Origin of the sequence: Allobosea sp. LC85 (assembly GCF_000735605.1) — a bacterium.
In the GTDB taxonomy this organism is placed as follows: Bacteria; Pseudomonadota; Alphaproteobacteria; order Rhizobiales; family Beijerinckiaceae; genus Allobosea.
In genome coordinates this window covers 162124-186246 of the sequence record NZ_JPKG01000040.1, presented here as the reverse complement: position 1 = coordinate 186246, position 24123 = coordinate 162124, and the positions used below count along the sequence as shown (strand labels likewise).

Below are 24123 nucleotides of genomic sequence, written 5' to 3'. Positions count from 1 at the left end.
GATCAGCACGCGTTTGTTTCCTGTGCGAGACCTTTGGAAATGGGACCAGCCATCAGATCACACTGCGTTTGGACGAAATCGTCCAAACGCAGAAAACGTGATCGACTCTCATAGTTTAGAGCATGCTTGCTGCGAAAAACCGTTGCCACTTTTTCGCAGCATGCTCTAGCCGCACAAGTATTCCTGCGGCCTGACCTGCATGGCCGGAGCCGGATTTCGGTTGTTTTGAGCCCCGCCGGGAGCCTGGAGTGGCTTGGGAGCGTCTCAGCGCTCCGCCGCCGCCTCCACAGCACGCATCACGCGCAGCATGTTGCCGCCCGCGAGCTTCTCCAGGTTTTCTTCCGACCAGCCACGGCGAATCAATTCGGCGATCAGGGCCGGGAAGGTCGAGTTGTCTTCCAGCCCCTCCGGTGCGAGGCCACCGAAGAAGTCCGAACCGATGCCGATATGGTCGTAGCCGATGCGCTTGGCGAGATAGTCGAGATGGTCGCAATACTGCGCCAGCGTTGCTGTCGGGCGTGGGCCGGATTTGGCGACGATCTCGGCCTCGGCCTTCTTGTAGTCCATGCCGTCCGGTGTCTTGCCGTATTGGTCCTTGGCCGGACGGTGCCAGTCGCGCGAGGCCTGGCTGATGAAGTCAGGCACGAAGGTCGCCATGACGATGCCGTTGTTACCGGCGACGCGATCGAGCACATCGTCGGGCACGTTGCGGGGGTGGTCGCAGAGCGTGAACGCGTTCGAGTGCGACCAGACGAGCGGCGCGCTGCTGACGTCGAGCGCATCATGCATCACCTTCGGCGAGACATGAGCGAGGTCGACGATCATGCCGAGCCTGTTCATGCGCCGGACCACGTCCTTGCCGAAGGCGGACAGACCGTTATGGCGCGGGGCATCGGTCGCTGAATCGCACCAGTCATGCGTGCCATTATGGCAAAGTGTCATGAGGCGCACGCCGAGGGCCGAATAGGCATCGAGCGCATCGAGCTCGTTGTCGATCGCCGACCCGTTCTCGATCGTCATGAACAGGGCGATCCTGTCTTCGGCCTTCGCAGCCGCGACATCGGTGGCGGAGAGGCCCGGGCGGAAGACCTTTGGATGCCTCGCCAGCACATTCTGCATCAGCGCGATCTGGGCGAGCGCGAAACCAGCGGGCTTCGGGTGGTTCGGCGGCACATAGGCCGCGAAGAACTGGCCCGCGAGCTTGCCCGCCTGCATGCGCGGAATGTCGGTGTCGGTCTCGGGGTGGACCTTGGTCAGATCATAGGCCGCGACATCGCCCTTCGCCTTGCCATCGAGCCGGATGACATAGGGAAGATCGTTATGGCCGTCGATCAGCGGGGCGCGGTCGAGCAGAGCGAGCGCCGCGGCATAGGCATTGTCCTGGACTGGGGTTTTGGCGAGGGCCATGGCGCACCTTGGAGGGGATTCGAAACGGCAGGGATCGTGGCAGGGCTTTGCAGGCGAGGCGAGGGGCGATGACGCATGCCGGCTCGCTGTCTGATGCGTGCGGCGTCAGGCCCGGGCCTGGCCAGGTCTCTTGGGGAGACATCATTCCCGGCGGCGGCAAGCGCACCCCGGGAATGACGGCATCACCGTCTCAGGTGAAGCGGGAAGGCGCAAACGGGGCAGGATCGACGAAGACCTTCTCGCCGGTCACCATCTCGGCGACCATGCGCCCGGTTACTGCGGCCAGCGTGAGCCCGTGATGGGCATGGCCAAACGAAAACCAGAGATTGCGGTGCTTCGGCGCCGGGCCGATGATCGGCATCATGTCCGGTGTGCAGGGGCGGTTGCCGAGCCAGGGTTCGGCATCGACCCGCTCGCCGAGCGGGAACAGTGTCTTGGCGATCGGTTCTGCGCGGGCGAGCTGAACCGGCGTCTTCGGCGAGTCACGCAGCGCGAACTCGGCGCCCGTGGTCAACCGAATGCCCTTCACCATCGGAGCCAGGAAATAGCCGCGCTCGGTGTCGAGGACAGGGTGGTTCAGCACTGCATTGCCGAGCGGCTTGTAGTGCATGTGGTAACCGCGCTTCACTGCGAGCGGCAGGTGGTAGCCGAGCCGGTTGGTCAGGACATCGGCCCAGGGGCCGAGTGCGATCACGGCGTCATGCGCGCTGGCGCGGGTGCCGTCGGCGAGCGTGATGCTCCAGCCCTGGCCGTCCTGTGCGAGCGTGCCGGCATCGCCCTGAGCGAGCTTCCCGCCGAGCTTTTCAAACAGAGCGACATACGCCTTCGACAGGCCAAGCGGGTCGATCACCGTGACCGGATCGGTCCAGTGCAGGCCGCCGATCAGGCTCTGGTCGAGATGGGGCTCCTCGGCTCGCAGCGTCGCGACATCGAGCGGGCGGTAGTTCAGCCCGAACTCCTTGTTCCACTTGGCCGCCTCGGCCAGTCTTGCATCCTGCTCGGCCGCAGAGCGGAACACCTTCATCCAGCCCTTGCGGCGCAGCAGATGCGTCGCCCCGGCCTCGGCCGCGAGCGCGTCATGCTCGGTGACGCAATGCTCGATCAGGGTGGCGTATTGATGGGCGATCGCCTCGTGCTTGGAGGGGCGCGAATGCAGCCAGTAGGACAGCAGGAAGGGCGCGAGCTTGGGGATCGCGTTCCAATGGTAGGACGCATCGATGGTGTTGTTCAGCGCGTAGCGGAACAAGGCGCCGAAATCATGCGGGAAGCCGTAGGGATAGACGCCTTCGCGCTGAATCAGGCCGGCATTGCCATAGCTGGTTTCCTCGCCCGGTCCGCGCCGGTCGACCAGCAGCACGGAACGGCCGGCCTTCTGCAGGTGCAGCGCCACCGAGATGCCGACGATCCCCGCGCCGAGAACAATCGTATCGGTCCGCATTTTTTCGCTCCTGTCGGCCCTGTTTGCCGGGCTCAAAATACCGCGCTGCGCCGCGATGTCAGCGGCATGGCGCATTTTTGCGGTCAAACGACGAATGTTTCGCAAGTTTTGCGCCAACTGAGCGCTGATCGCCTGCTGCGCCCTCAAACTGCTCATTTTCGCGCAAGATTCTGCGCCACGCAGGACTGACCTTCCCGAACGGCGGGTGACGCCAGCGTCGTGATCAGCCAGTGTGGCGCAGTTGTCGCACCGATTCAGGCCTTCATGCTCTCGCGTTTCGCCGCCTTCCTCGCTGCAGGCCTTGCCCTTCTCGGCCGCTATGGCACGCAGGGTTTCGCGCTCTCGATCTTTCTGGGGCTGGCCCTGCCGCAGTTCTCGGCGGCGGCGCGACCGCTTCTGCCGATAACGATCTTCTGTTTCACCACGGTCGTCTTCCTGCGCGCCGATTTCAGCATCATCGCCGGGTTGATCCGCCGTCCCGGCAAGCTGATCGTCACCTGCCTGTGGCTCATTCTCGGCCCGGCGGTGTTGATCGGTGGCGCGTTCCTGCTCATCGGTCGCGCGGCACTTGATCCCGGCCTGATCCTCGGGCTTGCCATCATGGGCGCGGCCCCGCCGATCATGTCTTCACCGGCGGTCGCGATTCTCTACGGCTTCGAGCCTTCGCTGATCATCGCCGGCGTGGTGGTGACCACGGTGGTCAGTCCGCTGGTGGCTCCGGTGGTGGTGGAGTTGCTGGCCGGCGCTGCAGTGCCGCTCGACCGCTGGGCCCTGACGCTCCGCCTCGTGCTGTTCGTCGGCGGTGGCATGGTGGTTGCCGCGATCCTGCGGCACTGGCTCGGCGCTGCCCGGATCCGCGCGATGAAGGCCAATCTCGATGGCTTTGGCGTGCTGATGTATTTCATCTTCGCCATTGCGGCGATGGATGGCGTGACGCGGACAGCCGTTGCCAATCCCGGACAGGTCATGCTGTTCCTGGTGATCGCCTTTTCGGTCTCGGCCGCCGGTCTTCTGCTCTCGATGTTCGCCTTGCGGATGTTCAAGCGCTCGGAACGGTTCATGATCGGCTATGGCACCGGTCAGCGAAACATGGGGCTGCTGGTTGCGGCGCTCGGGGCCGGCGTGCCGCAGACGACTTTTCTGTATTTTGCGCTGGCGCAGTTTCCGATCTATCTGCTGCCCTGGCTGCTGCGTGGCATCGCCGGGACAATCAAACGCGCTGAAACGCCTGCTGACGCGGGTTGACGATCCGGCCTGAGACGATCGCTCCAGCAATCCAGGAGCGATGCCATGATCACTCTCTATTCCGGGCCTCTGAGCCTGTTCTCCCGCAAGGTCGAGATCGCACTACGGGAAAAGGGCCTCGCCTTCGAGCGTATCATGGTGCCGTTCAACCAGGTGACGGGCTACGATCCGCGGCACCCCGAAGTGCTGGCGCTGAATCCGAAGCGGCAGGTGCCCGTGATGAATGACGAGGGGCTCGTCCTCTACGATTCCACCGTCATTCTCGAATATCTCGACGAGGCCTATCCCCTGCCACCGCTGCTTCCCCGCAATCCAGCCGCCAGAGCGCGCGCACGATTGGACGAGCTTTTCGCCGACGAGATCCTGTTCGCCGCGCTGCGGCCGCTGATGCACCGCAACGAGCCGCCGACGACGGACCGCAACAAGCGTGTAGCGCAGGAGACGGACGCGCTGATCGGCGAGGCCGATCTCGAGCGGCACTATTGCGGGCTCAACGAGAGGCTCGCCGGCCGCGATTATTTCGGCGAGGCGCTCTCGGTGGCCGATATCGGCATGTTCATGAGCGTGTTCTGGGCCGTGCGTCTCGGCGGCCCGGCGCTTGCGCGCTATCCCGATCTCTCGGCCTGGTTCAGCCGGCTGGGCAGCCGGCCGGCCTTCGCGGCGGCGGTCGAGGAGGTCGAAGAAGCGGACCGACGGCTGTCCTGCCCCGTCAAACGCCGCTGAAGGGCCCCCGGTTTCGATTGCAGCGCTGGCTTGCGGGCGCTAAACGCTTCGCGCATGACCAGCCCCATCCGCATTGCCCCTTCCATTCTCTCCGCCGATTTCTCGAAGCTCGGGGAGGAGGTTCGCGCCATCGATGCAGCAGGCGCCGACTGGATCCATTGCGATGTGATGGACGGGCATTTCGTGCCGAACATCACGTTCGGTCCCGATGTGCTGAAGGCGATCCGCCCGCACACCAAGAAGTTCTTCGACGTGCATCTGATGATCGCGCCGGTCGACCCCTATGTCGAAGCCTTCGCCAAGGCAGGTGCAGACCTGATCTCCTTCCATGTCGAGGCCGGTCCGCACCCGCATCGTACGCTGCAGGCCATCAAGGCGCAGGGCAAGCAGGCCGGCATCGTGCTCAATCCCGGCACGCCGGAAAGCGTCATCGAGCCGCTCCTGAACGATGTCGACCTCATCCTGCTGATGACCGTCAATCCAGGCTTTGGCGGCCAGAGCTTCATCCATTCCGTGGTCGAGAAGATCGCGCGTGTGCGCGCCCTGATCGGCGGGCGTCCGATCGCGCTCGAGATCGACGGCGGCGCCACGCCGGAAACGGCACCATTGGCCGCCAAGGCCGGCGCCAATGTGTTCGTCGCCGGCTCGGCAGTGTTCAAGGGTGGGCCATCGGCCTATGCCGGCAATATCGCCACGATCCGCAAGGCGGCCGAAGCCGCCCGCGGCGACTGGATTTGAATTTGTAACTGCGCCGTCATTCCGGGCACAGCGAAGCGGAGGTCGGGAATCCATCGCAGTGCGTCTTGCCCTGCGATGGATTCCGGATCGGCGCGGCTTCGCCGCCTGTCCGGGATGACGTTGCGCGCTTTCCTGAGAGGCCAACCATGATCCCGCGCTATTCCCGTCCCGAGATGGTCGCTATCTGGGAGCCGCAGACGAGGTTCCGGATCTGGTTCGAGATCGAGGCGCATGCCACCGACAAGCTGGCCGAGCTCGGTGTCGTGCCGAAGGAAGCTGCAGCGACGATCTGGGCCAAGGCCAGGGACGCGGTCTTCGATGTCGCCCGCATCGACGAGATCGAGCGCGTCACCAAGCATGACGTCATCGCCTTCCTGACGCATCTAGCCGAGATCGTTGGCCCCGAGGCGCGTTTCGTGCACCAGGGCATGACCTCGTCGGACATTCTCGACACCACGCTGTCGGTGCAGCTCGCTCGCGCCACCGATATTCTGATTGCCGATGTCGATGCGCTGCTGGCCGCGATCAAGCGCCGGGCGTTCGAACACAAGTTCACGCCGACGATCGGCCGCTCGCACGGCATCCACGCCGAGCCCGTGACCTTCGGCCTCAAGCTGGCGCAGGCCTATGCCGAGTTCAGCCGCTGCCGGGAACGTCTGGTCGCGGCCCGCTCCGAGATCGCGACCTGCGCGATTTCCGGCGCTGTCGGCACCTTCGCCAATATCGATCCGCAGGTCGAAGCCCATGTTGCCGAGAAGATGGGCCTCGCCGTCGAGCCGGTCTCGACACAGGTGATCCCGCGCGACCGTCACGCCATGTACTTTGCGACGCTTGGCGTCGTTGCATCCTGCGTGGAGCGCCTGGCGACCGAGATCCGCCATCTTCAGCGCACCGAGGTCTATGAGGCGGAGGAATTCTTCTCGCCGGGCCAGAAGGGCTCTTCGGCGATGCCGCACAAGCGCAACCCGGTGCTGACCGAGAACCTGACCGGCCTTTCGCGGCTCGTTCGCGGCATGGTGACGCCGGCGCTCGAGAACGTCGCGCTCTGGCACGAGCGGGACATCTCGCATTCCTCGGTCGAGCGCATGATCGGCCCCGATGCCACGGTGACGCTCGATTTCGCGCTCGCCCGGCTCACCGGCGTCGTCGACAAGTTGCTGGTCTATCCGCAGAACATGCGCAAGAATCTTGACCGGCTCGGCGGCCTGCACAATTCGCAGCGTGTCCTGCTCGCCCTGACGCAGGCCGGCGCCAGCCGCGAGGAGAGCTATTCGCTGGTTCAACGCAACGCGATGCGTACCTGGGAGCATGGCGAGGATTTTCTCACCAATCTCAAGGCCGACAAGGACGTGACGGCGAAGCTCTCGGCTGCTGAGCTCGCGGCAATGTTCGACGAGGGCTATCACTTCAAACATGTCGACACGATCTTCGCGCGCGTCTTCGGCGAAGCCTGAACTCATGCGCATTGCCGCCCTCGCCGATATCCACGGCAATCTCGGTGCGCTCGAGGCGCTCGTCGAGGATCTGGAGCGAACCCGGCCGGATATCGTCGTCAATCTCGGCGATTGCCTGTCCGGTCCGCTGCAACCGCGCGGGCTGGCGCTTTTCGTTTCATGCCCTACGTTACGACTGGTCCGCTGCGGCTGACCTAGCCCTGTCCCGGGGGCGACGCGACTGGGCTCATGCCCTGTCGCGCGGCCTCGCCCTGAAGCTCGATTGATTGCCATGCGCTCGTCCGACGCCGATATCCTCATCATTCCCGGCTGGTCCGGCTCCGGAGCGGACCATTGGCAGAGCCGCTGGGAGGCCAAGCTCACCACCGCCCGGCGTATCGAGCAGGACGATTGGTACAAGCCGGCCCGGGACGCCTGGGCAAACCGGATCGTCGCTGCGGTCCGCGAAGCCAAGCGGCCGGTGGTACTGGTCGCCCATTCGGCCGGTGTGAGCGCGGTGGCGCATGCGGCGGAGCATCTGAAGCCCGGCGAAGTCGCGGGGGCTTTCCTGGTTGCGCCGGCCTCGGAGCGCGCGAAGCAGGCGATCCCCGGCATGGCGCCGGATTTCATCGAGCATCGGCGCGAGAAGCTGCCATTCCCCGCCATCCTCATCTCAAGCACGACCGATCCCTACTGCACGCAGGATGAGGCAAAGGCGTTGGCCGAGGCCTGGGGAGCCGAGTTCGTCGATGCTGGCGATGGCGGCCATCTCAATTCCGAGTCAGGGCACGGCCCCTGGCCGGACGGTCTGCTGCGCTTCGCAACCTTCCTCAAGGGGCTGTAGGACCGCGCCGCGAAAACGAAACCCGCCCCGGATCGCTCCGGGACGGGCTGGTCGGATCAGGATCGATCAGCAGCCGAGATCAATTCTCGACGTAGGTCACCTTGCCGTCGGCGCCCTTCTTCCAGGTGTAGACGGTGTAGTCCGGACGGGTGATGTCGCCCTTCTTGTCGAAGGAGATGTCGCCGATCACGGTCTTCACGGCCTGCCCGCCATGGAGCGCGGCGGCGATCTTCTTCGGGTCGGTCGAGTTCGCGCGCTTGGCGCCTTCGGCCATGATCTGCACGGCGGCGTAGCTGTACAGCGTATAGGCTTCCGGCTTGAACTTGCGAGCCTCGAACTTCTTGAGGACGGTAGCCGCCTCGGGACGCTTCTGCGGGTCCGGCGGGAAGGTCATCAACGTGCCTTCGACGCCGGGGCCGCCGATCGTGGCGAACTCGTCGGTGGTGATGCCGTCGCCGGAGACCAGCACGGTCTTCAGCCCCTGGTCGCGCATCTGGCGCACGATCAGGCCGCCTTCGGTGTGCAGGCCGCCCCAGTACAGGTAGTCGGCACCGGCTGCCTTGATCTTGGAGACGAGCGCCGAGAAGTCCTTCTCCCCGGCGTTTACGCCTTCATAGAGCACTTCCTTGACGCCGCCTGCAGTGAGGCCCTTCTTGGTCTCGTCCGCCAGACCCTGGCCATAGGTCGTCTTGTCGTGGACGATGGCGATCTTCTTGTCCTTGAAGTTCTTCAGAAGATAGGCCGCTGCGACACTGCCCTGCTGGTCGTCGCGACCGCAGGTCCGGAAGGTGTTCCAGAGACCGCGCTCGGTGACCTTCGGGTTTGTGGCCGAAGGGCTGATCATCAGGATGCCGTTTTCGGCATAGACTTCGGACGCCGGCATCGTGACGCCGGAGTTGAAGTGACCGACCACCCACTTGACGCCGTCACCGACGAACTTGTTGGCGACAGAGACGCCTTGCTTCGGATCGGAGACGTCGTCGCCGAGCGAGACCGTGATCTTCTGGCCGAGCACGCCGCCTGCCGCGTTGATATCCTCCACCGCCTGCTCGACACCGTTCTTCAGCTGTGCGCCAAAGGCCGCGTTCGGGCCGGTGATCGGGCCGCCGACGCCGAGCTTGATCTGAGCATTGGCCACGCCCGAGAAGGCGAGGACCGCGCCGAGCGCAATACCGCCCAACAGCAGTTTCTTCATGAGATGAGACTCCCCTGTATTGTCACTATGAACGGGCCAGAGTTTCGGCCCGTCTCGGCGCGTGTTGCCACCGTGAAATGCAGTCTTGCGCTTTTTCCACGGTCTGTCACGCGGCAAGCTCGGTGTACTTTTTCGCTCTTTCGGAGGGGGTTAGCCGCCTTCCCGAGGCTTCCAGCTGAAGGGGCCGGTGCGCTCGTAGAGCCAGCGATATTGCGTCGTCATCTGCCGCGCGCGGTTGTAGCGCCAGCCGGCGAAGCCGAAGGCCATCAGCACGATCGTGTCGATGATGTAGTAGTGCAGCGTCAGGAGGGTGGCCTGGAACAGGGCGAAATGGATGAAGCGGACGAAGAGACCCAGCACCAGGATATAGAGCACCAGCTGAAAGGCCGGTCGCCAGGTCATCGCCACCGCCCGCCCGGTCATCCAGGCTGCCCAGCCGCCCATGATCACGGTGACCAGCAGGAACAGCCAGACGGTCGGCTCTTCGTAGATTATGCCTTGCATCGTGGTGCTCCTAGGATGCTGAGCCTGATGTCGACCGCATGTCGCGCTGAATCTCGATGCGTCATGCGGCTCTAGTGCCGCCCGCCTTCGAGATAGGCGGCCTGCACCTGCGGGTTCGCCAGCAGCTCCTGGCCAGTGCCGCTCATGGTGATGAGGCCGTTGACCATGACATAGCCGCGATGAGCGAGTTTCAGGGCGTGGAAGGCGTTCTGCTCGACCAGGAACACGGTCAGCCCCTGCGTGCGATTGAGTTCACGAATCGCCTCGAAGATCTGCTTGACGATCAGTGGCGCGAGTCCGAGCGACGGCTCGTCGAGCAGCAGCAGCCTCGGCCGCGCCATGAGCGCGCGCGCGATCGCCACCATCTGCTGCTCGCCGCCCGAAAGCGTGCCGCCGCGCTGCTGCAGACGCTCGCGAATCCGCGGAAAGAGCACGCAGATCTTTTCGAGATCCTCGTCGAAATGGGTGAGATCGCGCACGGCGGCGCCCATCTGCAGGTTCTCGAATACGGTCATGCGCGGAAAGATGCGGCGCCCTTCCGGCGATTGCGCGATGCCGAGCCGGGCGATCTCGTGGCTCGGCAGCCTGGTGATGTCCCGGCCTTCATAAGTCACCGTGCCGTCGCGGGCCTGCGGATTGCCGAAGATGGTCATCATCAGGGTCGATTTTCCGGCGCCGTTGGCGCCGATCATCGTCACGATTTCACCCGGATGCACGTCGACGTCGACGCCCTTCAGAGCGATGATCTTGCCGTAATAGGTCTTGACCCCGCGAACGGAGAGCAGAGGCGCGGCGTCCGTCATCACAGTCCGACCTCTGCTTCCACTTTGGCGACTTCCTCGTCGTCGACCCCGAGATAGGCCGCGATCACGCGCGGATCGGCCTGCACCTCGGCCGGGGTGCCGTCGGCGATCTTGGTACCGTAGTCGAGCACCACGACGTGATCGGAAATCTGCATCACCACCGACATGTCATGCTCGATCAGCAGCAGCGCCGTGCCGATATCCTTGCGGATCGAAAGCAGCAGCGTGTTGAGATCGTGGCTCTCGCGCGGGTTCAAACCCGCTGCGGGTTCGTCGAGGCAAAGCAGCACGGGGTCCGTGCACATGGCGCGCGCAATCTCGAGGCGGCGCTGATCGCCATAAGGCAGGTCGGCGGCCGGATCGTCGGCGCGATCGATCAGGTTGATCTTCTCCAGCCAGAACTTGGCCTTCTCGATGGCTTCCTTCTCGCGCGCCTTGTAGCCGCCGATGCCGAGCACGCCGAGGAAGGTAAAGCCCGACGCGATCATCAACGGATTGTGCTGCGCGATCAGCAGGTTCTCCAGCACGGTCATGCCGCCGAACAAGCGAATGTTCTGGAAGGTACGGGCGACCTTGGCCTTCCAGGAAATGCGGAAATCCGGCATGCGCTCGAGCAGGAAGCTCGCGCCGTTGTCCTGCGTCAGCGTGATCATGCCTTCGGTCGGCTTGTAGAAGCCCGTGATGCAGTTGAAGACGGTGGTCTTGCCGGCCCCGTTGGGGCCGATCAGCGCGGTGATGTCGCCCTTGCGGGCCTCGAAGGAGAGGTCGTTGACGGCGGTGAGGCCGCCGAAGCGCATCGTCAGATGTTCGACCTGGAGCAGAGGAGGGGTTGTCATCAGCCGTGGCCCTCCTGGACCATATCGGCCGAGATCGCCTTCTTCTCCTTGAGAAAGGCTGTCGGCTCGCGTGTCGAGATCAGTCCTCGTGGCTTCCAGATCATGATCACGACCATGGCAAAGCCGAAGATCAGCATGCGGTATTTGGTCGGGTCGAAATCGGGGCCGAAGATCTGCTTCAGCCATTCGAGTTCGCGCAGGAGTTCGGTCCCTCCGATCATTGCGCTAGCCGCGATGGCGACACCCCACAGCGAACCCATGCCGCCGAGCACGACGATGGCGAGAATGATCGCGGATTCCATGAAGACGAAGGACTCAGGCGAGATAAAGCCCTGGCGCGCGGCAAAGAAGGAGCCAGCGAAGCCCCCGAACATCGCACCGAGCGAAAAGGCCGTCAGTTTGGTGTTGGTGGTGTTGATGCCGAGCGAGCGGCAGGCGATCTCGTCCTCGCGCAGCGCTTCCCAGGCGCGTCCGACGGGCAGGCGACGCAGCCTCAGCGTGACGAACGCCGTGAGCAGGGCCAGTCCGAGGATGACGTAGTAGAGGAAGATGGTGCGATAGAGCGGCGAGAACTCGAGGCCGAACACAGCTGCAAAGCCGTTATCGGCCGCCGTGAACGGGATGCCGAAGAAGGTCGGGCGCGGAATGCCCGAGATGCCGGCATAGCCGTTCGAGAAGTCGACCCAGTTGATCAGGATGAGGCGAATGATCTCGCCGAAGGCGAGGGTGACGATGGCGAGATAGTCGCCGCGCAACCTGAGGACGGGGAAGCCGAGCAGCATGCCCCAGAAGGCAGCGAGGATCCCCGACATCGGCAGCAGGATCCAGAAGGACAGGCCGAAATTCTTGGCGAGAAGCGCATAGGAATAGGCACCGACGGCGTAGAAGGCGACGTATCCCAGATCGAGCAGGCCGGCGAGTCCGACAACGATGTTCAGCCCCCAGCCGAGCATGACGTAGATCAGGATCTGGACGCCAAAATTGTCGATCCACTTCAGCGCGCCGCCCCAACCCGCCAGCGTGATGGCAATGATCGGGAAGGTGACGAGGAAGCCGAGTCCGGCCAGCGAGAACAGGCGTGAATGGCGCTGGAAGAAGCCGATCGTGCCATGCGGCAGCAGCCGCACCATCGATTTGCCTTCGCCGCGCTTCTGCTGGCGCAGCGCCATCAGGAAGCGGCCGACGAAGATGATCGCAACAGCCCAGGCGACGGCATCCCAGCGCGGATCGAGGACGAGGACGTTGTCGAGGTTCTGGCGTGTGCCCCAGGCGATGATCGGGATGCACAGGCCGAATGTGACGAGGGCGGCGAAGGCGGCTTCCTTCAGCGCCGTCATCATGTCGACCTGGCGTGCGGCCGGTAACTGTTTGACGGGAGCCATGCGTCAGACCTTCTCGACTTCGGGTCGACCGAGGATGCCGGACGGCATAAAAACGAGCACCACCGCAAGGATGCAGAAGGCGGCGACGTCCTTGTAGTCGATGGTGAAATAGGCGGACCAGAACACTTCGATCAGGCCGATCAGCAATCCGCCGATCACCGCGCCGGGGAGCGAGCCGATGCCACCCAGAACCGCCGCGGTGAAGGCCTTCACGCCCGGCGTAAAGCCGTCGGCGAAGTTCACGACGCCGTAGAGCACGAGGTACATCACGCCGGCTACCGCGGCGAGCGCTGCCCCCATCACGAAGGTGATCGAGATGGTGCGGTCAACGTCGATGCCGAGCAGGCCGGCCATCTTGCGGTCCTGTTCGCAGGCGCGCTGGGCGCGGCCGAGGGAGGTCTTCTGGACGATGAACCAGAAGGCGGCGAGCAGAATCGCGGTGGTGAGGATGATGACGATCTGCTTGTAGGAGATCTGGACCGAGTAGGTCGTGCTCTCGATCAGCGTGATCGACTTGTTCAGCATCGGCGGGATCGACTTGTTGCGCGGACCCTGCACGACCTGGACGAAGTTCGTCAGGAAGATCGACATGCCGATGGCCGAGATCAGCGGGGCCAGTCGGAAGGAACCGCGCAACGGCCGGTAGGCGACACGCTCGATCGTCCAGTTCCACAGCGACGTGAAGAACATCGCGAGCACCAGCACGAAGATCAGTGCCACGACGATGAGGCCCGCGCCGAACCAGGAGGCGATCAGCATGAAGAAGATCAGCGCGATGAACGCGGAGAGCATGAAAACGTCGCCATGGGCGAAGTTCACCATGCCGATGATTCCGAAGACCATCGTGTAGCCGATGGCGATGAGGCCGTAGATCGACCCCAGGGTCAGCCCGTTGATGAGCTGCTGGAGGAATACTTCCATTGACGACGTCTAACCCCTCGAACCAGCTCCCGTTCTCTTCGCCGGCATGACGCCGACGCATGCGGGATGCGATTGCTATGCAGAGCTACCAATGGCTTGCGTCTGCGACAATCCACCCATGCCATATTTCTGTCAAAAGCAATCTCGGACCGCTTGCTCTCGAAACAGGCAGAATTCTGTGCAGTGCAGCGCCAATTTGGCGCAAGATGATTGTCTATTGTGCGGTGCGGTATCCCCCTTCGGGCACGTGAAACGGGTACTGAAGGGGCTGTCAGGCGCGATCGGTCACCTCGGAGCCGCGGGCCAGCGGAACGAGATCGTCGAGGGCGACGGTGTTGTAACCGGTGATCCGGGCCCGGCCCTCGATCGAAGGTATAATGACGTCGTGGGCCCCGATCTTGGCAGCCTGTTGGCGCATCGGCGGATATGAGGATGGTGCCTGACACCATCATGGCTTTGATGATGGTGTGATTGTCGAGGAGGCGGGCGCCCAGTCGCTTCGCCAATTCGCGGCCGATGGTCAGTTCCCCGCAGCCCGGCCAGCCATTGATATGGATGATCAGGTCGGGACCAGCCATGCCGCCTCTCAGAACCGATTCGGGCTGAAATGGCCGAGATCGATCGCCGACGGGCGGCTGGCGATCAGATCGGCGACGAGGTCGCCGGTCACCGCAGATTGCGTCATGCCGTAATGGCCGTGGCCGAAGGCAAGCACGACGCTCGGGTTGCGCGCTGCCTTGCCGATCACGGGCAGGGAATCCGGCAATGACGGCCGGAAACCCATCCAGAGACGTCCACTGTCGAAGGCAGGCAAGCCGTCGACGAGGCTGGTGGCCTTGTCATAGAGCGCCCGCGTCCGCGCGTGATTGGGTGGTGTATCAAGGCCGCCGAACTCGACCGCGCCGCCGATTCGCAAGCCGCTGTCGAGCGGGCTCATGACGAAGCCGTGCCCTTCGAAGCCGATGGGCCGCGATGTCAGCCCTGTGCTGCCGGGGAAGCTGACATTGTAGCCGCGCTCGGTATCGAGCGGCACAGCGTTTCCGAGAGCGGCAGCGAGCGGCTTCGACCAGGCTCCTGCGGCGATCACGGCACGGTCCACCACGCGCTGCCAGCCATCGCGGCCGATCAGGGCAGGGCGAGCGGCCATCGAGAGGTTGCTGACCTCGGCCTTCTCGAACTGGGCACCGCGCGCCAGCGCCGCCTCGAACAGGGCGAGCGTCAATTCGAGCGGGTCGCTGATATGGGCGGCATCGGGGTGGAAGGCTGCGCCGACGAAACGGTCTTTCAGGGCCGGTTCGAGCTGACGAAGCTCGTCAGGGCCGATCATCTCGACCTTGATGCCAAACCCTGCCTGTCGCGGCGCGATGCGCCGAGCTTCCGCGAAAGCGGCGTTGTCGGTGAAGGCGTAGAGCCCGCCATTGCGATGAATGTGGCGACTGAGTTTCGTGGCCTGTGCCAGCTTCAGCCAGGCCGGCAGGGCCCGCTGCTGCAGGGCGCCGAGGCCCTGGACCGAGCGTTCATAGGCGGCCGGGCGCGCGGCCAGAATGAAGCGAACCAGCCAGGGCAGAAGCTTTGGCAGATAGGCAGGGCGGATGGCGAGCGGCCCGAGGGGATCGGCCAGGAATTTCGGCACCTGTCGCAGATTCTTGGGACTCGCAATCGGCAGGATATCCGTGTGCGCGATCCAGCCGGCATTGCCGCGTGACGGGCCGAAGGCCGGCCCTTCCTTGTCGATGATCAGGACCTCGTGACCGTCATCGAGCAGGGCGTGCGCGGTGGCGATGCCCACGATGCCTGCTCCGACGATCGCGACCTTCATGAAAGGCTGAGCTCCTTCAGGGCTCCGGGCTTCTTCACCTCGATCTCGATAAAGGCGATCGGGTGGTCCGAACCGTTCATCACGTCATGCTGGATTCCGGCCGGGCGCATATAGGCTTGGCCCTGGGCCAGCGGAACGTCGGTGACCGTCGTCCCGTCATGGATGCGCAGCGTGCCGCCGAACAGCATGATGACGAAATAGGGCCAGCCATGGCTGTGCCAGCCGGTCACGGCACCGGGCTCGAAGTCCCAACGAGTGATGCGGATCGTCTCGTCGTCCTGTTGGACGGTTGGAACGGCGGGTGTCGTGCAGGTGAAAGCCACGGTACCTCCCGGAGCGGGTCAAATTTTCGGCAGGCTCAGCCGCTTGGCTTCCGCTGCCTTGACGATGGTCGCAAGACGAACGTGCTCCGCACCCTCCCAGGCGAAGTGCCGAGGCGATCGTGCGAGTTGATCACCGATGTCTCGGCCAATTTGATATTCTGGCCGAGTCGCGCCGAGACGTCGAGGTCGAGCCGCGGACGGAGCCAGAGACGGATTGCTTCGGTCTTGGCCATGCGGCCGGCCTCCGTGAGAGATTGCCGACGCTGGCAAGTACCGCGAAGCGATCGTCGCCGAGCGATGTCGATCTCGTCAGGGGACGAGGGCTTGGCGGTCACGGGAGGCCGGGCGCCGGTGCATTTCGCCATCGCAGAATGCTCCTTGCGTGTGAGGTCGTTTCGCTTGCAGATTGCATCGCGGCTGCTGCCGATCCGTATGGCCATGGTGATATATCAATGCTGGATGTCGCGTCAATCCTCGCCTTCGGGGACGGTGGAGCGAAATGAGCATGCGCTCCGCCGAGGAAACTCAGCTGTCTCCCGAGGCCGCTGCGCGCCTTCCGCCAAGCGCTGCGACAAGCCTTTCGGAGACCGCTTATCGCCGCCTCGAGGAGGCGATCGTGACGCTCTCCCTGAGACCTGGCGCGGTGCTGACCGAAGCCCAGCTGATCGATCTCGTCGGGGTCGGGCGCACGCCGGTTCGCGAGGCGCTGATCCGCCTCGCGCAGCAGGGACTGGTCGACATCCTGCCGCGCAAGGGCGTCGTCGTCACCGGCATCAATGCCATCGACATCATGGCGGCGCTGGATGCCCGGGAGGTGCTGGAGAGGCTGATCGCATCGGACGCGGCGAAGCGAGCGAGTCCGCGCGAGCGCATCATCATCATCGAGAAGGCGCGCGCAATGCGGGCTGCAGCCGAGGCCGGCGATGCCAACGCCTATATGCGGCTCGACAAGGAGCTCGACGCGGCGGTCGCCGCCGCCGCGCGCAGTCCCTATGCGACGCGCGCCGTCGAGCCGCTGCAGTCCCTGATTCGGCGAGCCTGGTACTATTTCGAGCGCGAGGATGATCTTGTGCCGGCGGCGGCGCATCACGTCGCCTTCGCGCAGGCCCTGGCGACGGAGGATCCCGCCGCAGCGAGTGCGGCCAGTGATGCGCTGATGCGGCATTTGCGCGCCGGCATGCTGGCGACACTTGGGCGCGACTGAGGATTGGGGCGCGTGCGGTACTGTTGATATATCTATTTCGGCAGCCATGGAGCCCATGACGGGATGACATTGCGGCCGTGCGCTGGCCATCCTGCTGGAAAATCCCTACATCAGCCGGCGAAGACCTTCATTCCTGCAGATTGGGCTGATGACCAAGACGTTCCAGGCCGTGCCCCATGTGACGGCCATTCCTGATGCGCCGGCTTTCCGTCAGGCAATGGCGCAGGTCACGAGCGCCGTGCATATCGTCACCACGCGGGGCGCGATGGGCCGTGCGGGCTTGACCGCAACCTCGGTCGCCTCCGTGTCTGACGCACCGCCGACCATGCTGGTCTGCGTCGACGGCATCAGCCGCACGCTCACCGCAATCGAAGCGAGCGGGGCGTTCTGCATCAACACGCTGGCGGGCAATGACGGGGAGCTCGCTGAGATCTTTGCGCGGCGCCGGGGCATCGAAGGCGAGGCCCGCTTCGCGACGGCGGAGTGGACGACGCTCGTGACCGGAGCCCCGGCGCTCGCCGGCTCGCTGGTCGCCTTCGACTGCCGGCTGATCGAGGTGCACCGCGTCGCGACCCACCGCATCCTGATCGGAGAGGTCGTGGCGATCGGCGGCCGGGGCCAGGGCAGCGGGCTGGTCTACCGGCGGCGCGGTTTCTCCGAGGTCTGAGGACGGTCAGACGTGTCCGGCTTCCTCGTCGACTTCGGCGAAGACGATAGCCGCTTCCTTGAAGGCATGATTGGCGGCCGGCACACCGGCATAGATTGCCGTCTGCATCAGCACTTCCTTGATCTCGTCGCGCGTCAACCCGTTGTTCAGCGCGCCACGGACGTGGATCCGGAACTCGCCCCAAGAGCCGAGCGCGGCTGCAATCGAGAGCACGATGATCGAGCGCTCGCGCTTGACCAGTCCAGGCCGGTTCCAGATGTCGTTCCAGGCGGTGCGGGTGATGAATTCCTGCCAGTCGCGGTTGAATGCGGTGACGCCGGCACTGGCCTTGTCGACATAGGCCTCTCCGAGCACAGCGCGGCGGGTCTTCATGCCATTGGCATAGCGGGTGGCGTCGTCCATGGCGGCCTCCTCAGGCGTTCAGGAAGTCGAGAACGGCCCGGCCGAAGGCCTCGGGCTGCTCCAGATTGGAGAGATGGGCGGCATCGAGCGTGACAAGCCCGGCGCCATGGATGGAATCGGCGATCTGCTGGCCGACAGCGGGCGGCGTGGCCGGGTCGAGCGCGCCGACAATCACCAGCACCGGCAGGACGATTGCCGTGATCGCCTCGCGCTGATCCATGTCGCGGATGGCGGCGCAGCAGCCAGCATAGCCGAGCGGTGGCGTCGTGGTGAGCATCGCACTGACGGTCTCCACGGTTTTCGCGTCGCGCTCTCGAAATCCTGGGCTGAACCAGCGTTCCAGCGTTGGCTGCACCAGCGGGCCCATGCCGTTGGCGCGGACATTGCGGATGCGGCCGTTCCAGAGATCGGGCGGTCCCATCCGGGCGGAGGTGTTGGCCAGCACCACGCGGTTGAGCCGCTTGGGCGCATGGGTCGCGAGCCATTGCCCGACCATTCCGCCCTTCGAAACGCCGCACCAGTGCACCTTGTCCAGGCCGAAATGATCCATGATGCCGGTCGCGTCGCCGGCGAGCTCGGCGAGCGAATAGGGCCGGTCCGGTGCCGTCGATTTGCCATGGCCGCGCGAGTCGTAGCGCAAGACGCGGAACTGCCTGGTCCATTCGGCGATCTGCGGATCCCACATGTGCAAATCGGTGCCAAGTGAGTTCGAGAGCATCAGGACAGGCACGTCCTCAGGCCCGTCGAAGCGGATATTGAAGGGCTCGCCCCGGATGGTCTCGATCGGCATCGTCCTGTCTCTCCCTCGCCTATTGTACCGCGATGTTGCCATCGCTGCTGATCAGAAGCGTCTTACCTGCAAGCGCAGCTTGCTGCGATGCCGGTATCCGGAGAGCCGGCGGAGTCGGCCAACCCATCTCACGCGCGACGACGAGGCCGAGCAGCAGGATCGCATCGGGCGTATCCATCAGAATCGCCGCGGGTGCCTTGCCGGCATGGACGAGTTCGAGCAGCACGGCCGAAGCAGAAGACGAGCCGATCGTGCCAGGCAGGGCCAGCACGGTGCCAGCGATGTTGCGGTCACGCTCGGGATGGCGCGCATCGATGATTATGCCCGTGCGCGGATCGACTCCGCCCCAGAAGCTGATCGATGCGCCGAGTGTCAGGCTCGTGCCCCTCACGTCGCCACCAGGGATCAGGATTTCGCCCTTCAGGACCATGTCCGCGGCTCCCTGACGAGGCGACCAGCGACAGCGCTCTCGACACATTCGGAGAGCGAGCCGTAGGTCACGGCATAGCCGGTATTGCCCGGCGCATATTGCGCGAACTTGCCGGAGTTCGTCATCAGCACCGCGCCTTGGATCTCGGGCAGGATCGGCGTCACCACCACGCAGGTATCGACGACGAAGATGACGCCGGCGTCTTCGAGGCGCTTGCGGCGGCCCTGCGCCTCCAGAGGTTGGAGCACGTGGCGGCCGGTATTGGCGTAAAGCGGGCGAGAAAGCGTGCGGTCCGCAAGCAGGCTCTCCAACTCCCCTATCTCCCTCAGGGAAAGGTGCGGCGAGCCGATGGCGACGGCATCGATACGGTCGGTCGCGCCTGCCGTGGAAAGCCCCGCAAGGGTCGCCTGCACCTCCTGATGCGTCAGCGTGATGCGTTGTTGCGGGGGCTGGTGCCCAAGTGCCGTGGCGAGATCCGGAGCTTCGGGCGTGACACCGACGACATGAAACAATCCAACCCCCCCGGCCGAGGCTGCGGCCGCACCGAGCGCCTTGAGACGGTCCTCCGTCGTGCAATCCTGAAGCCCCTCGATGACCACGACCGTACTGCCGGCTGCGCGTCCGAGAAAAGTGCCGAGCACAGGGTAGAATACGTCCGACCGACGCAGGTCTTTCGAGAGCCCGCCGACATCGAGCAGCAGCTCCGCAACGCGATTCTCGGCGCGGTGGAGGCCATAATCCGGGGCGCGACCGGCGATCGCGCAGGCGATGTCGAGGAAATCGCCGTAGCGGTTGGTGCGCGCTCCGAGCACCGAGTTGCAGAAGACGACGGCATTCGACTCGCCCCAGGCGACGTCGCTGCCCTGCGCGGGGCGGTGTCCGGCCTGGTAGGGCGCACAGGTCCAGCTCGGTTCGCAGCCCATCGCCTCATAGGCGCGCATCATGCGGGCCGCCATATCGCGCTGAGGCGCGGCGAGGCGGATGGCAGCGCAGCCGGCGGGGGCAAGCGAACCGACATTCAGCGTCGCCCGTACGGCGACCCTGGCGCCGCCCTCGACCAGCTTCTCCGCGAAAAGCGTGCCGGAATCGCCGTGGTAGAGCGCGCCGTCGATATGGGCCGAGGCGACGTGGATCAATCTCTGCGCACCCATCAGGCGGGCGGCTTCGGCGACGATGCGCAAGGCCATCGCTGAGCCGCCCCCTCGTACGCCGGAGGCAATCGCCCGTTCCTCGTCGGTCAGCTGCAGCATGTCAGTCCATATACTCCCGTTCTTCTTCGTAGAGGGTGAGTATCCGGTCGATGATGCTGTCGGTCGCTCCGCGATAGGTCGCGGGATCGAACAAGGTGTCGAGTTCGTTTTCACCAAGGCGGCCGGCGAGCGCCGGATGCTCCGAGAGAATGGACTTGAGATGCCTGCCGCTGGCCACGCAATCGCGGCTCGCCTCTTCGAGCAGGTGATGTGCCTGGGCCCGACCGAACGACGCTGCGAGCGCGAGCGAAACCCGCTCGGCCATGACCAGGCCGTTGGTGAGCTCGAGATTCTGCCGCATCCGTTCCGGAAAGACCTGCAGGCCCTCGATCAGCGCAACACTTTGATTGAGCGCCGCACCGGCGATGATGAAGAGTTCGGCAAGCGTGCGCCATTCGGCATGCCAGCCGCCCATGGCGCGCTCATGCTCCTGAGGCATGGCCGCGAGCATGGTCGAGACCAGTCCCGGAGCGCGCTTTGCTCCGGCGAGGATCAGCGTGCACAGCACCGGGTTGCGCTTGTGCGGCATGGCCGAGGAGCCGCCCTTGCCGGGGGCTTCCGGCTCGGCGAGTTCGCCGATTTCGGTCTGCGCCATCAGTGCCGTGTCCTGGGCGATTTTGCCGAGATGGCCCATGACGATGCCAAGCTCCGCCGCGATCCGCGCCGGCCGATGCCGCTCGGTGTGCCAGGGCGTCAGGACCGCGCCCGGCATCGTCCTGCTGAAATTCTGGAGCACGGCTTCAGCCTTGTCGCCGAGCGAGGCCAGCGTCCCGGCTGCTCCGCCCAACTGGTGCGAAGCCTGGCCGTAAATCATGAAATCGTCGTGGAAGCGGACGATTGGCCCAAGCCACTGCGCCAGCTTGACACCGAAGCTGATCGGCACGGCATGCTGGAGGAAGGTGCGCCCGATCATGGGCGTGTTGCGATGGCGCCTCGTCAGGTCGGCGAGGGCATGGGCGAGACGGGCGGAGCGCTGAAGGATCAGCCGGTAGGCCATGCGATATTGCTGGGCCTGGCCGGAATCGATCACGTCCTGGCTGGTTGCGCCGTAATGCACCCATTTGGCTGCTTCGGGATCGACCGCGGCGACGCGGCCGGTGAGTTCCTTGACCAGCGGGATTGCTGGGTTGCCTGCCAGAGTCGCGGCTTTGCCGATCGCACCGATGTCATAAAGTTCGGCCTTGCAGGCCGCCGCAATCACCTCGGCTGCGGCTGCGGGGATGACGCCGGCAACCGCCTCCGCTCGGGCGAGAGCGGCCTCGAAATCCAGCATGCCCTGCAGAAGCGCCCCGTCTTCGAACAGGAATGCCATCTCGTGATCGGCGAAGAGCTCGCCATAGAGCCCGGGCAGGTCACTCATGCCGGCTCCGTGTATTCGGAAACGCGTGGCGCAATGCAGGCTCGCTCCCCTTGTCTAGGCCGGCGCTTTCCGATCAAGGATAGGCCAATGGGTTCTTGGATAGACCCGAGGCGCGCTCGCCCGCAACATGGGTCTTTCGGCGCAGCCAAGATGGAGGAGTGACGCCGTGGCGATGACGATGAATGGCGAGGTCACCTTGCCCGCCAGCAAGGATGTGGTCTGGGTGAAGCTCAACGATGCCGAGGTGCTGAAGGCCTGCATTCCCGGCTGCGAACAGCTCACCAGGGACGACGATACGCATTTCTCCGCGGTGGTGAAGGTCAAGCTCGGGCCGGTGAAGGCAACCTTCCGCGGCAAGGTCGAGCTCGCCGATCTCGATCCGCCGAACGGCTACCGGATCGCGGGCGAAGGCGAGGGCGGTATCGCCGGATTCGCCAAGGGTGGCGCCAAGGTGGCGCTCAGTGATGCGGAAGCAGGGCAGACTTTGCTGAGTTACGAGGTCGAGGCGCAGGTCGGCGGCAAGCTGATGCAGCTCGGCTCCCGTCTGATCGATTCGGTCTCGAAGAAGCTTGCCGACGAGTTCTTTGCGAATTTCGCCAAGGCGGTCAGCGAAGGCTGAGCGCGCCTAAAGCATCGGCCCGAAAAGTGGATTGCGGTTTTCGGGAAAGCCGATGCGAACGCAGGAGGTAGATCACCGGATACGGTAGCCGGTCCGGTGATCTAGGAGACCTTGCGCAGCGAAGCGAGAGCCTCGCTGACAGTCGCTTCCGCGGCTCCGATCTGGAGCGCGATGTCCGATGCTGCGGTGTTGGCACGTTCGAGCGCTCTTGCTGTCGTGGCCAGGCCATGGTTGACGGCGGTTGCGCTAGCAATGGCCTCGTCGGAGCTGTTTGCGACCTCGGCCGCATCGCGGGCAATGCTGGTCGTGTTTTTTTTCAAGCAGAAGACGGCATACGAGATGGCTTCGGAATCGCCCCTGATCTCGCCAATCGTCTCGCCGATCGACGCAGAGTGGACGCTGCAAACCTCGGCGCTGGCGGCCAGTTCGGCGATCTGGCGGGCAATATCCTGCGTCGCGCTCGCGGTCTGGGTCGCCAGCGATTTCACTTCGGAGGCAACGACGGCGAAGCCACGGCCTGCCTCCCCGGCGCGTGCGGCCTCGATGGTGGCATTCAGCGCAAGCAGATTGGTCTGTGCCGCGATATCGGCGATGAGCCCGACCACGGTGCCGATGCTGCCGGTGACCTCGCGCAGTTTTGCGATGGCCGAATTCATTGCTTCCGCATCGTCAACGGCCCGATTGGCAATCTCGAGGCTTTGCCGGGCGCGGTGTCCGATCTCCGCGATGTTGGCCGACATCTCTTCGGTGGCGGCAGCTGTCTGGATCGCCTTTTCGCGCACGAGGGCGGAGGCGTGGGCGAGGCTACCGATCTGATTCTTGATGAAGGCGGTGGCGTCAGTCGTCTCGACGGAGGTCGAGACGAACTGCTCGACGGCGCCGCTGATCGTCGTATCGAGGCGACCGATACGGGACTTCATCAGCGCAGCGGCGTTGTCGAGGGCCTGTCCGCGCCGTTCCGCCTCGCCAGCCTCGATCTGCTGATCGATCGTGATTGCGGTGTTGATGTCGTAGGTCAGGATCCGCTCGATGATATAGAGATCGCGGCCCACATTCTTCGGGGATAGGACGAGACGCCAGCGGCTGGCGACCGAGATCGCCTGGAACAATGCGAAGGCGATCGAGACGCGTGGACGTGGACCGACCTTGGCGACGCGCTCCAGCACGCATAGCCGCTCGATCGAGTCACAATAGGCTTCGCCGAACTCTCCGTCGAACAGCTGCTTGAAATGCGCGGCTTCGGCCGGATAGAGCGTTTCGGAAACGGGCTCGACCGTGCTGCGCAGAGGCGCATGGATCATGAAGGCGCGGGCGAAATCCTTGGCAACGAGGCCGTCGATCACCCGGTCGACTATGGGGCGATAGCTTCGCAAGCGGTCGCGCTGGGCCTCGTCGAAGCCGATCGCGCGCAGCCGCCGCTGGATTTGATCAGAGATGGTCGACACCGACGCGTTCATGATCCCGACCAAAGCTTCGATAGCGATCAGCAAAGCTGCGATTGCCCGCGTTAACATTCTGCGAATGCAGAAGGTCGTTGCGCGGGCTTTCGGACGGCTGTGATTGTTGCAGTGCAGCGAGAGTGCTTGGCGAAAACAGCACTCAAAGGTCGCAAAATCGGCGCTTCATCTTATCGCCATCGCGCTTGACCGCGCAAAATCCCGGGTCCACATTCCGTTTCGAGCTGTTCCAAGAAAAAACTGCCTGATGAGGCTAGAGGTTTCGCGAACGGCTCCGGTTTCGGATTTCAGTGGCTGGGAGGGTCATTGGCCGGGTGCCGGACGTAGGGTCAC

Annotated in this window: 26 protein-coding genes and 1 pseudogene; 10 read left to right on the top strand and 17 right to left on the bottom strand. The window is 64.4% G+C overall.

Features of this window, described 5'->3' with window-relative positions; translation table 11 throughout:
• Positions 1 to 264 precede the first annotated feature (264 nt).
• Positions 265 to 1407 (bottom strand): dipeptidase, encoded by a 1143-nt coding sequence (locus tag FG93_RS19625; protein WP_052513948.1) that lies wholly within the window; start codon positions 1405 to 1407, stop codon positions 265 to 267.
• A gap of 190 nt (positions 1408 to 1597) precedes the next feature.
• Positions 1598 to 2845, bottom strand: coding sequence for an FAD-binding oxidoreductase (locus tag FG93_RS19620; RefSeq protein ID WP_043237336.1), 1248 nt, complete (start codon positions 2843 to 2845; stop codon positions 1598 to 1600).
• Between the two features lie 264 nt (positions 2846 to 3109).
• Here FG93_RS19620 and FG93_RS19615 point away from each other — a divergent pair, with 264 nt between their 5' ends.
• The 6 genes from FG93_RS19615 to FG93_RS19590 all read left to right on the top strand — a co-directional run bounded on the left by FG93_RS19615 (position 3110) and on the right by FG93_RS19590 (position 7828).
• Positions 3110 to 4090 (top strand): hypothetical protein, encoded by a 981-nt coding sequence (locus FG93_RS19615; RefSeq protein WP_043237252.1) that lies wholly within the window; start codon positions 3110 to 3112, stop codon positions 4088 to 4090.
• Positions 4091 to 4135: 45 nt separating this feature from the next.
• Entirely contained in the window at positions 4136 to 4813 is a 678-nt protein-coding gene (locus FG93_RS19610) for a glutathione S-transferase family protein (RefSeq protein WP_244448663.1), read from the top strand.
• 54 nt (positions 4814 to 4867) lie between these two features.
• Positions 4868 to 5551, top strand: coding sequence for a ribulose-phosphate 3-epimerase (gene rpe, locus FG93_RS19605; RefSeq protein ID WP_043237250.1), 684 nt, complete (start codon positions 4868 to 4870; stop codon positions 5549 to 5551).
• A 146-nt stretch (positions 5552 to 5697) separates the two neighbouring features.
• A complete protein-coding gene (purB, locus tag FG93_RS19600) occupies positions 5698 to 7005 on the top strand; it encodes an adenylosuccinate lyase (RefSeq protein ID WP_043237249.1) in 1308 nt (435 codons plus the stop codon).
• A 4-nt stretch (positions 7006 to 7009) separates the two neighbouring features.
• Positions 7010 to 7198, top strand: coding sequence for a metallophosphoesterase (locus FG93_RS31310; protein WP_052513947.1), 189 nt, complete (start codon positions 7010 to 7012; stop codon positions 7196 to 7198).
• Between the two features lie 78 nt (positions 7199 to 7276).
• Entirely contained in the window at positions 7277 to 7828 is a 552-nt protein-coding gene (locus FG93_RS19590) for an alpha/beta hydrolase (RefSeq protein WP_043237333.1), read from the top strand.
• 79 nt (positions 7829 to 7907) lie between these two features.
• On the opposite strand, the gene FG93_RS19585 is transcribed toward FG93_RS19590, so the two are convergent.
• The 9 genes and pseudogenes from FG93_RS19585 to FG93_RS19550 all read right to left on the bottom strand — a co-directional run bounded on the left by FG93_RS19585 (position 7908) and on the right by FG93_RS19550 (position 15611).
• On the bottom strand, positions 7908 to 9023 hold the full coding sequence (locus FG93_RS19585; protein ID WP_043237247.1) for a branched-chain amino acid ABC transporter substrate-binding protein: 1116 nt from the start codon (positions 9021 to 9023) through the stop codon (positions 7908 to 7910).
• 150 nt (positions 9024 to 9173) lie between these two features.
• On the bottom strand, positions 9174 to 9527 hold the full coding sequence (locus tag FG93_RS19580; protein ID WP_043237245.1) for a DUF6867 family protein: 354 nt from the start codon (positions 9525 to 9527) through the stop codon (positions 9174 to 9176).
• Positions 9528 to 9598: 71 nt separating this feature from the next.
• Entirely contained in the window at positions 9599 to 10330 is a 732-nt protein-coding gene (locus FG93_RS19575; protein ID WP_043237244.1) for an ABC transporter ATP-binding protein, read from the bottom strand.
• 26 nt (positions 10331 to 10356) lie between these two features.
• Positions 10357 to 11166, bottom strand: a pseudogene (locus tag FG93_RS19570) (ABC transporter ATP-binding protein); the annotation flags it as partial.
• Positions 11166 to 12548 (bottom strand): high-affinity branched-chain amino acid ABC transporter permease LivM, encoded by a 1383-nt coding sequence (gene livM, locus FG93_RS19565; protein ID WP_043237241.1) that lies wholly within the window; start codon positions 12546 to 12548, stop codon positions 11166 to 11168. The gene livM and the pseudogene FG93_RS19570, both read right to left, overlap by 1 nt.
• A 3-nt stretch (positions 12549 to 12551) precedes the next feature.
• Positions 12552 to 13469, bottom strand: a complete 918-nt coding sequence (locus tag FG93_RS19560; RefSeq protein WP_043237239.1) for a branched-chain amino acid ABC transporter permease — start codon at positions 13467 to 13469, stop codon at positions 12552 to 12554.
• 271 nt (positions 13470 to 13740) lie between these two features.
• Positions 13741 to 13887 (bottom strand): proline racemase family protein, encoded by a 147-nt coding sequence (locus FG93_RS32515; RefSeq protein WP_152579519.1) that lies wholly within the window; start codon positions 13885 to 13887, stop codon positions 13741 to 13743.
• 168 nt (positions 13888 to 14055) lie between these two features.
• Positions 14056 to 15288: an FAD-binding oxidoreductase gene (locus FG93_RS19555; RefSeq protein WP_043237237.1), complete on the bottom strand. Its 1233-nt coding sequence runs from the start codon at positions 15286 to 15288 to the stop codon at positions 14056 to 14058.
• On the bottom strand, positions 15285 to 15611 hold the full coding sequence (locus tag FG93_RS19550; protein ID WP_043237236.1) for a cupin domain-containing protein: 327 nt from the start codon (positions 15609 to 15611) through the stop codon (positions 15285 to 15287). Before FG93_RS19550 ends, FG93_RS19555 begins: the two co-directional genes overlap by 4 nt.
• A gap of 499 nt (positions 15612 to 16110) precedes the next feature.
• On the opposite strand from FG93_RS19550, the gene FG93_RS19540 reads away from it, so the two are divergent.
• Together FG93_RS19540 and FG93_RS19535 are read left to right on the top strand one after the other, a co-directional pair.
• Positions 16111 to 16815 carry a GntR family transcriptional regulator gene (locus FG93_RS19540; RefSeq protein WP_043237233.1) on the top strand — a complete coding sequence of 235 codons (705 nt, stop codon included), beginning with the start codon at positions 16111 to 16113 and terminating at the stop codon, positions 16813 to 16815.
• Between the two features lie 148 nt (positions 16816 to 16963).
• On the top strand, positions 16964 to 17482 hold the full coding sequence (locus FG93_RS19535) for a flavin reductase family protein (protein ID WP_043237231.1): 519 nt from the start codon (positions 16964 to 16966) through the stop codon (positions 17480 to 17482).
• A gap of 6 nt (positions 17483 to 17488) precedes the next feature.
• On the opposite strand, the gene pcaC is transcribed toward FG93_RS19535, so the two are convergent.
• The 5 genes from pcaC to pcaB are packed head-to-tail and all read right to left on the bottom strand — an operon-like array spanning position 17489 to position 21714.
• Positions 17489 to 17884 (bottom strand): 4-carboxymuconolactone decarboxylase, encoded by a 396-nt coding sequence (gene pcaC / locus FG93_RS19530; RefSeq protein WP_043237230.1) that lies wholly within the window; start codon positions 17882 to 17884, stop codon positions 17489 to 17491.
• Between the two features lie 10 nt (positions 17885 to 17894).
• A complete protein-coding gene (gene pcaD / locus FG93_RS19525) occupies positions 17895 to 18674 on the bottom strand; it encodes a 3-oxoadipate enol-lactonase (RefSeq protein WP_052513946.1) in 780 nt (259 codons plus the stop codon).
• 19 nt (positions 18675 to 18693) lie between these two features.
• A complete protein-coding gene (locus FG93_RS19520; protein ID WP_052513945.1) occupies positions 18694 to 19104 on the bottom strand; it encodes a DUF126 domain-containing protein in 411 nt (136 codons plus the stop codon).
• Positions 19095 to 20354 carry an aconitase X catalytic domain-containing protein gene (locus tag FG93_RS19515; RefSeq protein ID WP_081881664.1) on the bottom strand — a complete coding sequence of 420 codons (1260 nt, stop codon included), beginning with the start codon at positions 20352 to 20354 and terminating at the stop codon, positions 19095 to 19097. Before FG93_RS19515 ends, FG93_RS19520 begins: the two co-directional genes overlap by 10 nt.
• Before the next feature lies 1 nt (position 20355).
• On the bottom strand, positions 20356 to 21714 hold the full coding sequence (pcaB, locus tag FG93_RS19510) for a 3-carboxy-cis,cis-muconate cycloisomerase (protein WP_043237229.1): 1359 nt from the start codon (positions 21712 to 21714) through the stop codon (positions 20356 to 20358).
• A 166-nt stretch (positions 21715 to 21880) separates the two neighbouring features.
• Here pcaB and FG93_RS19505 point away from each other — a divergent pair, with 166 nt between their 5' ends.
• Complete coding sequence (locus tag FG93_RS19505; RefSeq protein ID WP_043237227.1) at positions 21881 to 22333, top strand: carbon monoxide dehydrogenase subunit G; 453 nt, start codon at positions 21881 to 21883, stop codon at positions 22331 to 22333.
• A 101-nt stretch (positions 22334 to 22434) separates the two neighbouring features.
• On the opposite strand, the gene FG93_RS34060 is transcribed toward FG93_RS19505, so the two are convergent.
• On the bottom strand, positions 22435 to 23778 hold the full coding sequence (locus FG93_RS34060; RefSeq protein WP_161783849.1) for a methyl-accepting chemotaxis protein: 1344 nt from the start codon (positions 23776 to 23778) through the stop codon (positions 22435 to 22437).
• Here FG93_RS34060 and FG93_RS33875 point away from each other — a divergent pair.
• The gene (locus FG93_RS33875; protein ID WP_280114150.1) at positions 23768 to 23893 is read left to right on the top strand and encodes a hypothetical protein; all 126 of its coding nucleotides are present in this window, start codon (positions 23768 to 23770) and stop codon (positions 23891 to 23893) included. The two genes, FG93_RS34060 and FG93_RS33875, sit on opposite strands and share 11 nt — an antisense overlap.
• Positions 23894 to 24123: the final 230 nt, after the last annotated feature.

Coding starts and splice junctions, on each gene's coding strand:
- FG93_RS19590 (WP_043237333.1), top strand. CDS start 7,277: ATGCGCTCGTCCGACGCCGATATCCTCATCATTCCCGGCTGGTCCGGC.
- FG93_RS19535 (WP_043237231.1), top strand. CDS start 16,964: ATGACCAAGACGTTCCAGGCCGTGCCCCATGTGACGGCCATTCCTGAT.
- FG93_RS19555 (WP_043237237.1), bottom strand. CDS start 15,288: ATGAAGGTCGCGATCGTCGGAGCAGGCATCGTGGGCATCGCCACCGCG.
- FG93_RS31310 (WP_052513947.1), top strand. CDS start 7,010: ATGCGCATTGCCGCCCTCGCCGATATCCACGGCAATCTCGGTGCGCTC.
- FG93_RS32515 (WP_152579519.1), bottom strand. CDS start 13,887: ATGCGCCAACAGGCTGCCAAGATCGGGGCCCACGACGTCATTATACCT.
- FG93_RS19620 (WP_043237336.1), bottom strand. CDS start 2,845: ATGCGGACCGATACGATTGTTCTCGGCGCGGGGATCGTCGGCATCTCG.
- FG93_RS19585 (WP_043237247.1), bottom strand. CDS start 9,023: ATGAAGAAACTGCTGTTGGGCGGTATTGCGCTCGGCGCGGTCCTCGCC.
- FG93_RS19540 (WP_043237233.1), top strand. CDS start 16,111: ATGAGCATGCGCTCCGCCGAGGAAACTCAGCTGTCTCCCGAGGCCGCT.
- FG93_RS33875 (WP_280114150.1), top strand. CDS start 23,768: ATGGTCGACACCGACGCGTTCATGATCCCGACCAAAGCTTCGATAGCG.
- FG93_RS19580 (WP_043237245.1), bottom strand. CDS start 9,527: ATGCAAGGCATAATCTACGAAGAGCCGACCGTCTGGCTGTTCCTGCTG.
- FG93_RS19610 (WP_244448663.1), top strand. CDS start 4,136: ATGATCACTCTCTATTCCGGGCCTCTGAGCCTGTTCTCCCGCAAGGTC.
- purB (WP_043237249.1), top strand. CDS start 5,698: ATGATCCCGCGCTATTCCCGTCCCGAGATGGTCGCTATCTGGGAGCCG.
- FG93_RS19625 (WP_052513948.1), bottom strand. CDS start 1,407: ATGGCCCTCGCCAAAACCCCAGTCCAGGACAATGCCTATGCCGCGGCG.
- livM (WP_043237241.1), bottom strand. CDS start 12,548: ATGGCTCCCGTCAAACAGTTACCGGCCGCACGCCAGGTCGACATGATG.
- FG93_RS19520 (WP_052513945.1), bottom strand. CDS start 19,104: ATGGTCCTGAAGGGCGAAATCCTGATCCCTGGTGGCGACGTGAGGGGC.
- rpe (WP_043237250.1), top strand. CDS start 4,868: ATGACCAGCCCCATCCGCATTGCCCCTTCCATTCTCTCCGCCGATTTC.
- FG93_RS19575 (WP_043237244.1), bottom strand. CDS start 10,330: ATGACGGACGCCGCGCCTCTGCTCTCCGTTCGCGGGGTCAAGACCTAT.
- FG93_RS19515 (WP_081881664.1), bottom strand. CDS start 20,354: ATGCTGCAGCTGACCGACGAGGAACGGGCGATTGCCTCCGGCGTACGA.
- pcaC (WP_043237230.1), bottom strand. CDS start 17,884: ATGGACGACGCCACCCGCTATGCCAATGGCATGAAGACCCGCCGCGCT.
- pcaD (WP_052513946.1), bottom strand. CDS start 18,674: ATGCCGATCGAGACCATCCGGGGCGAGCCCTTCAATATCCGCTTCGAC.
- FG93_RS19560 (WP_043237239.1), bottom strand. CDS start 13,469: ATGGAAGTATTCCTCCAGCAGCTCATCAACGGGCTGACCCTGGGGTCG.
- pcaB (WP_043237229.1), bottom strand. CDS start 21,714: ATGAGTGACCTGCCCGGGCTCTATGGCGAGCTCTTCGCCGATCACGAG.
- FG93_RS19615 (WP_043237252.1), top strand. CDS start 3,110: ATGCTCTCGCGTTTCGCCGCCTTCCTCGCTGCAGGCCTTGCCCTTCTC.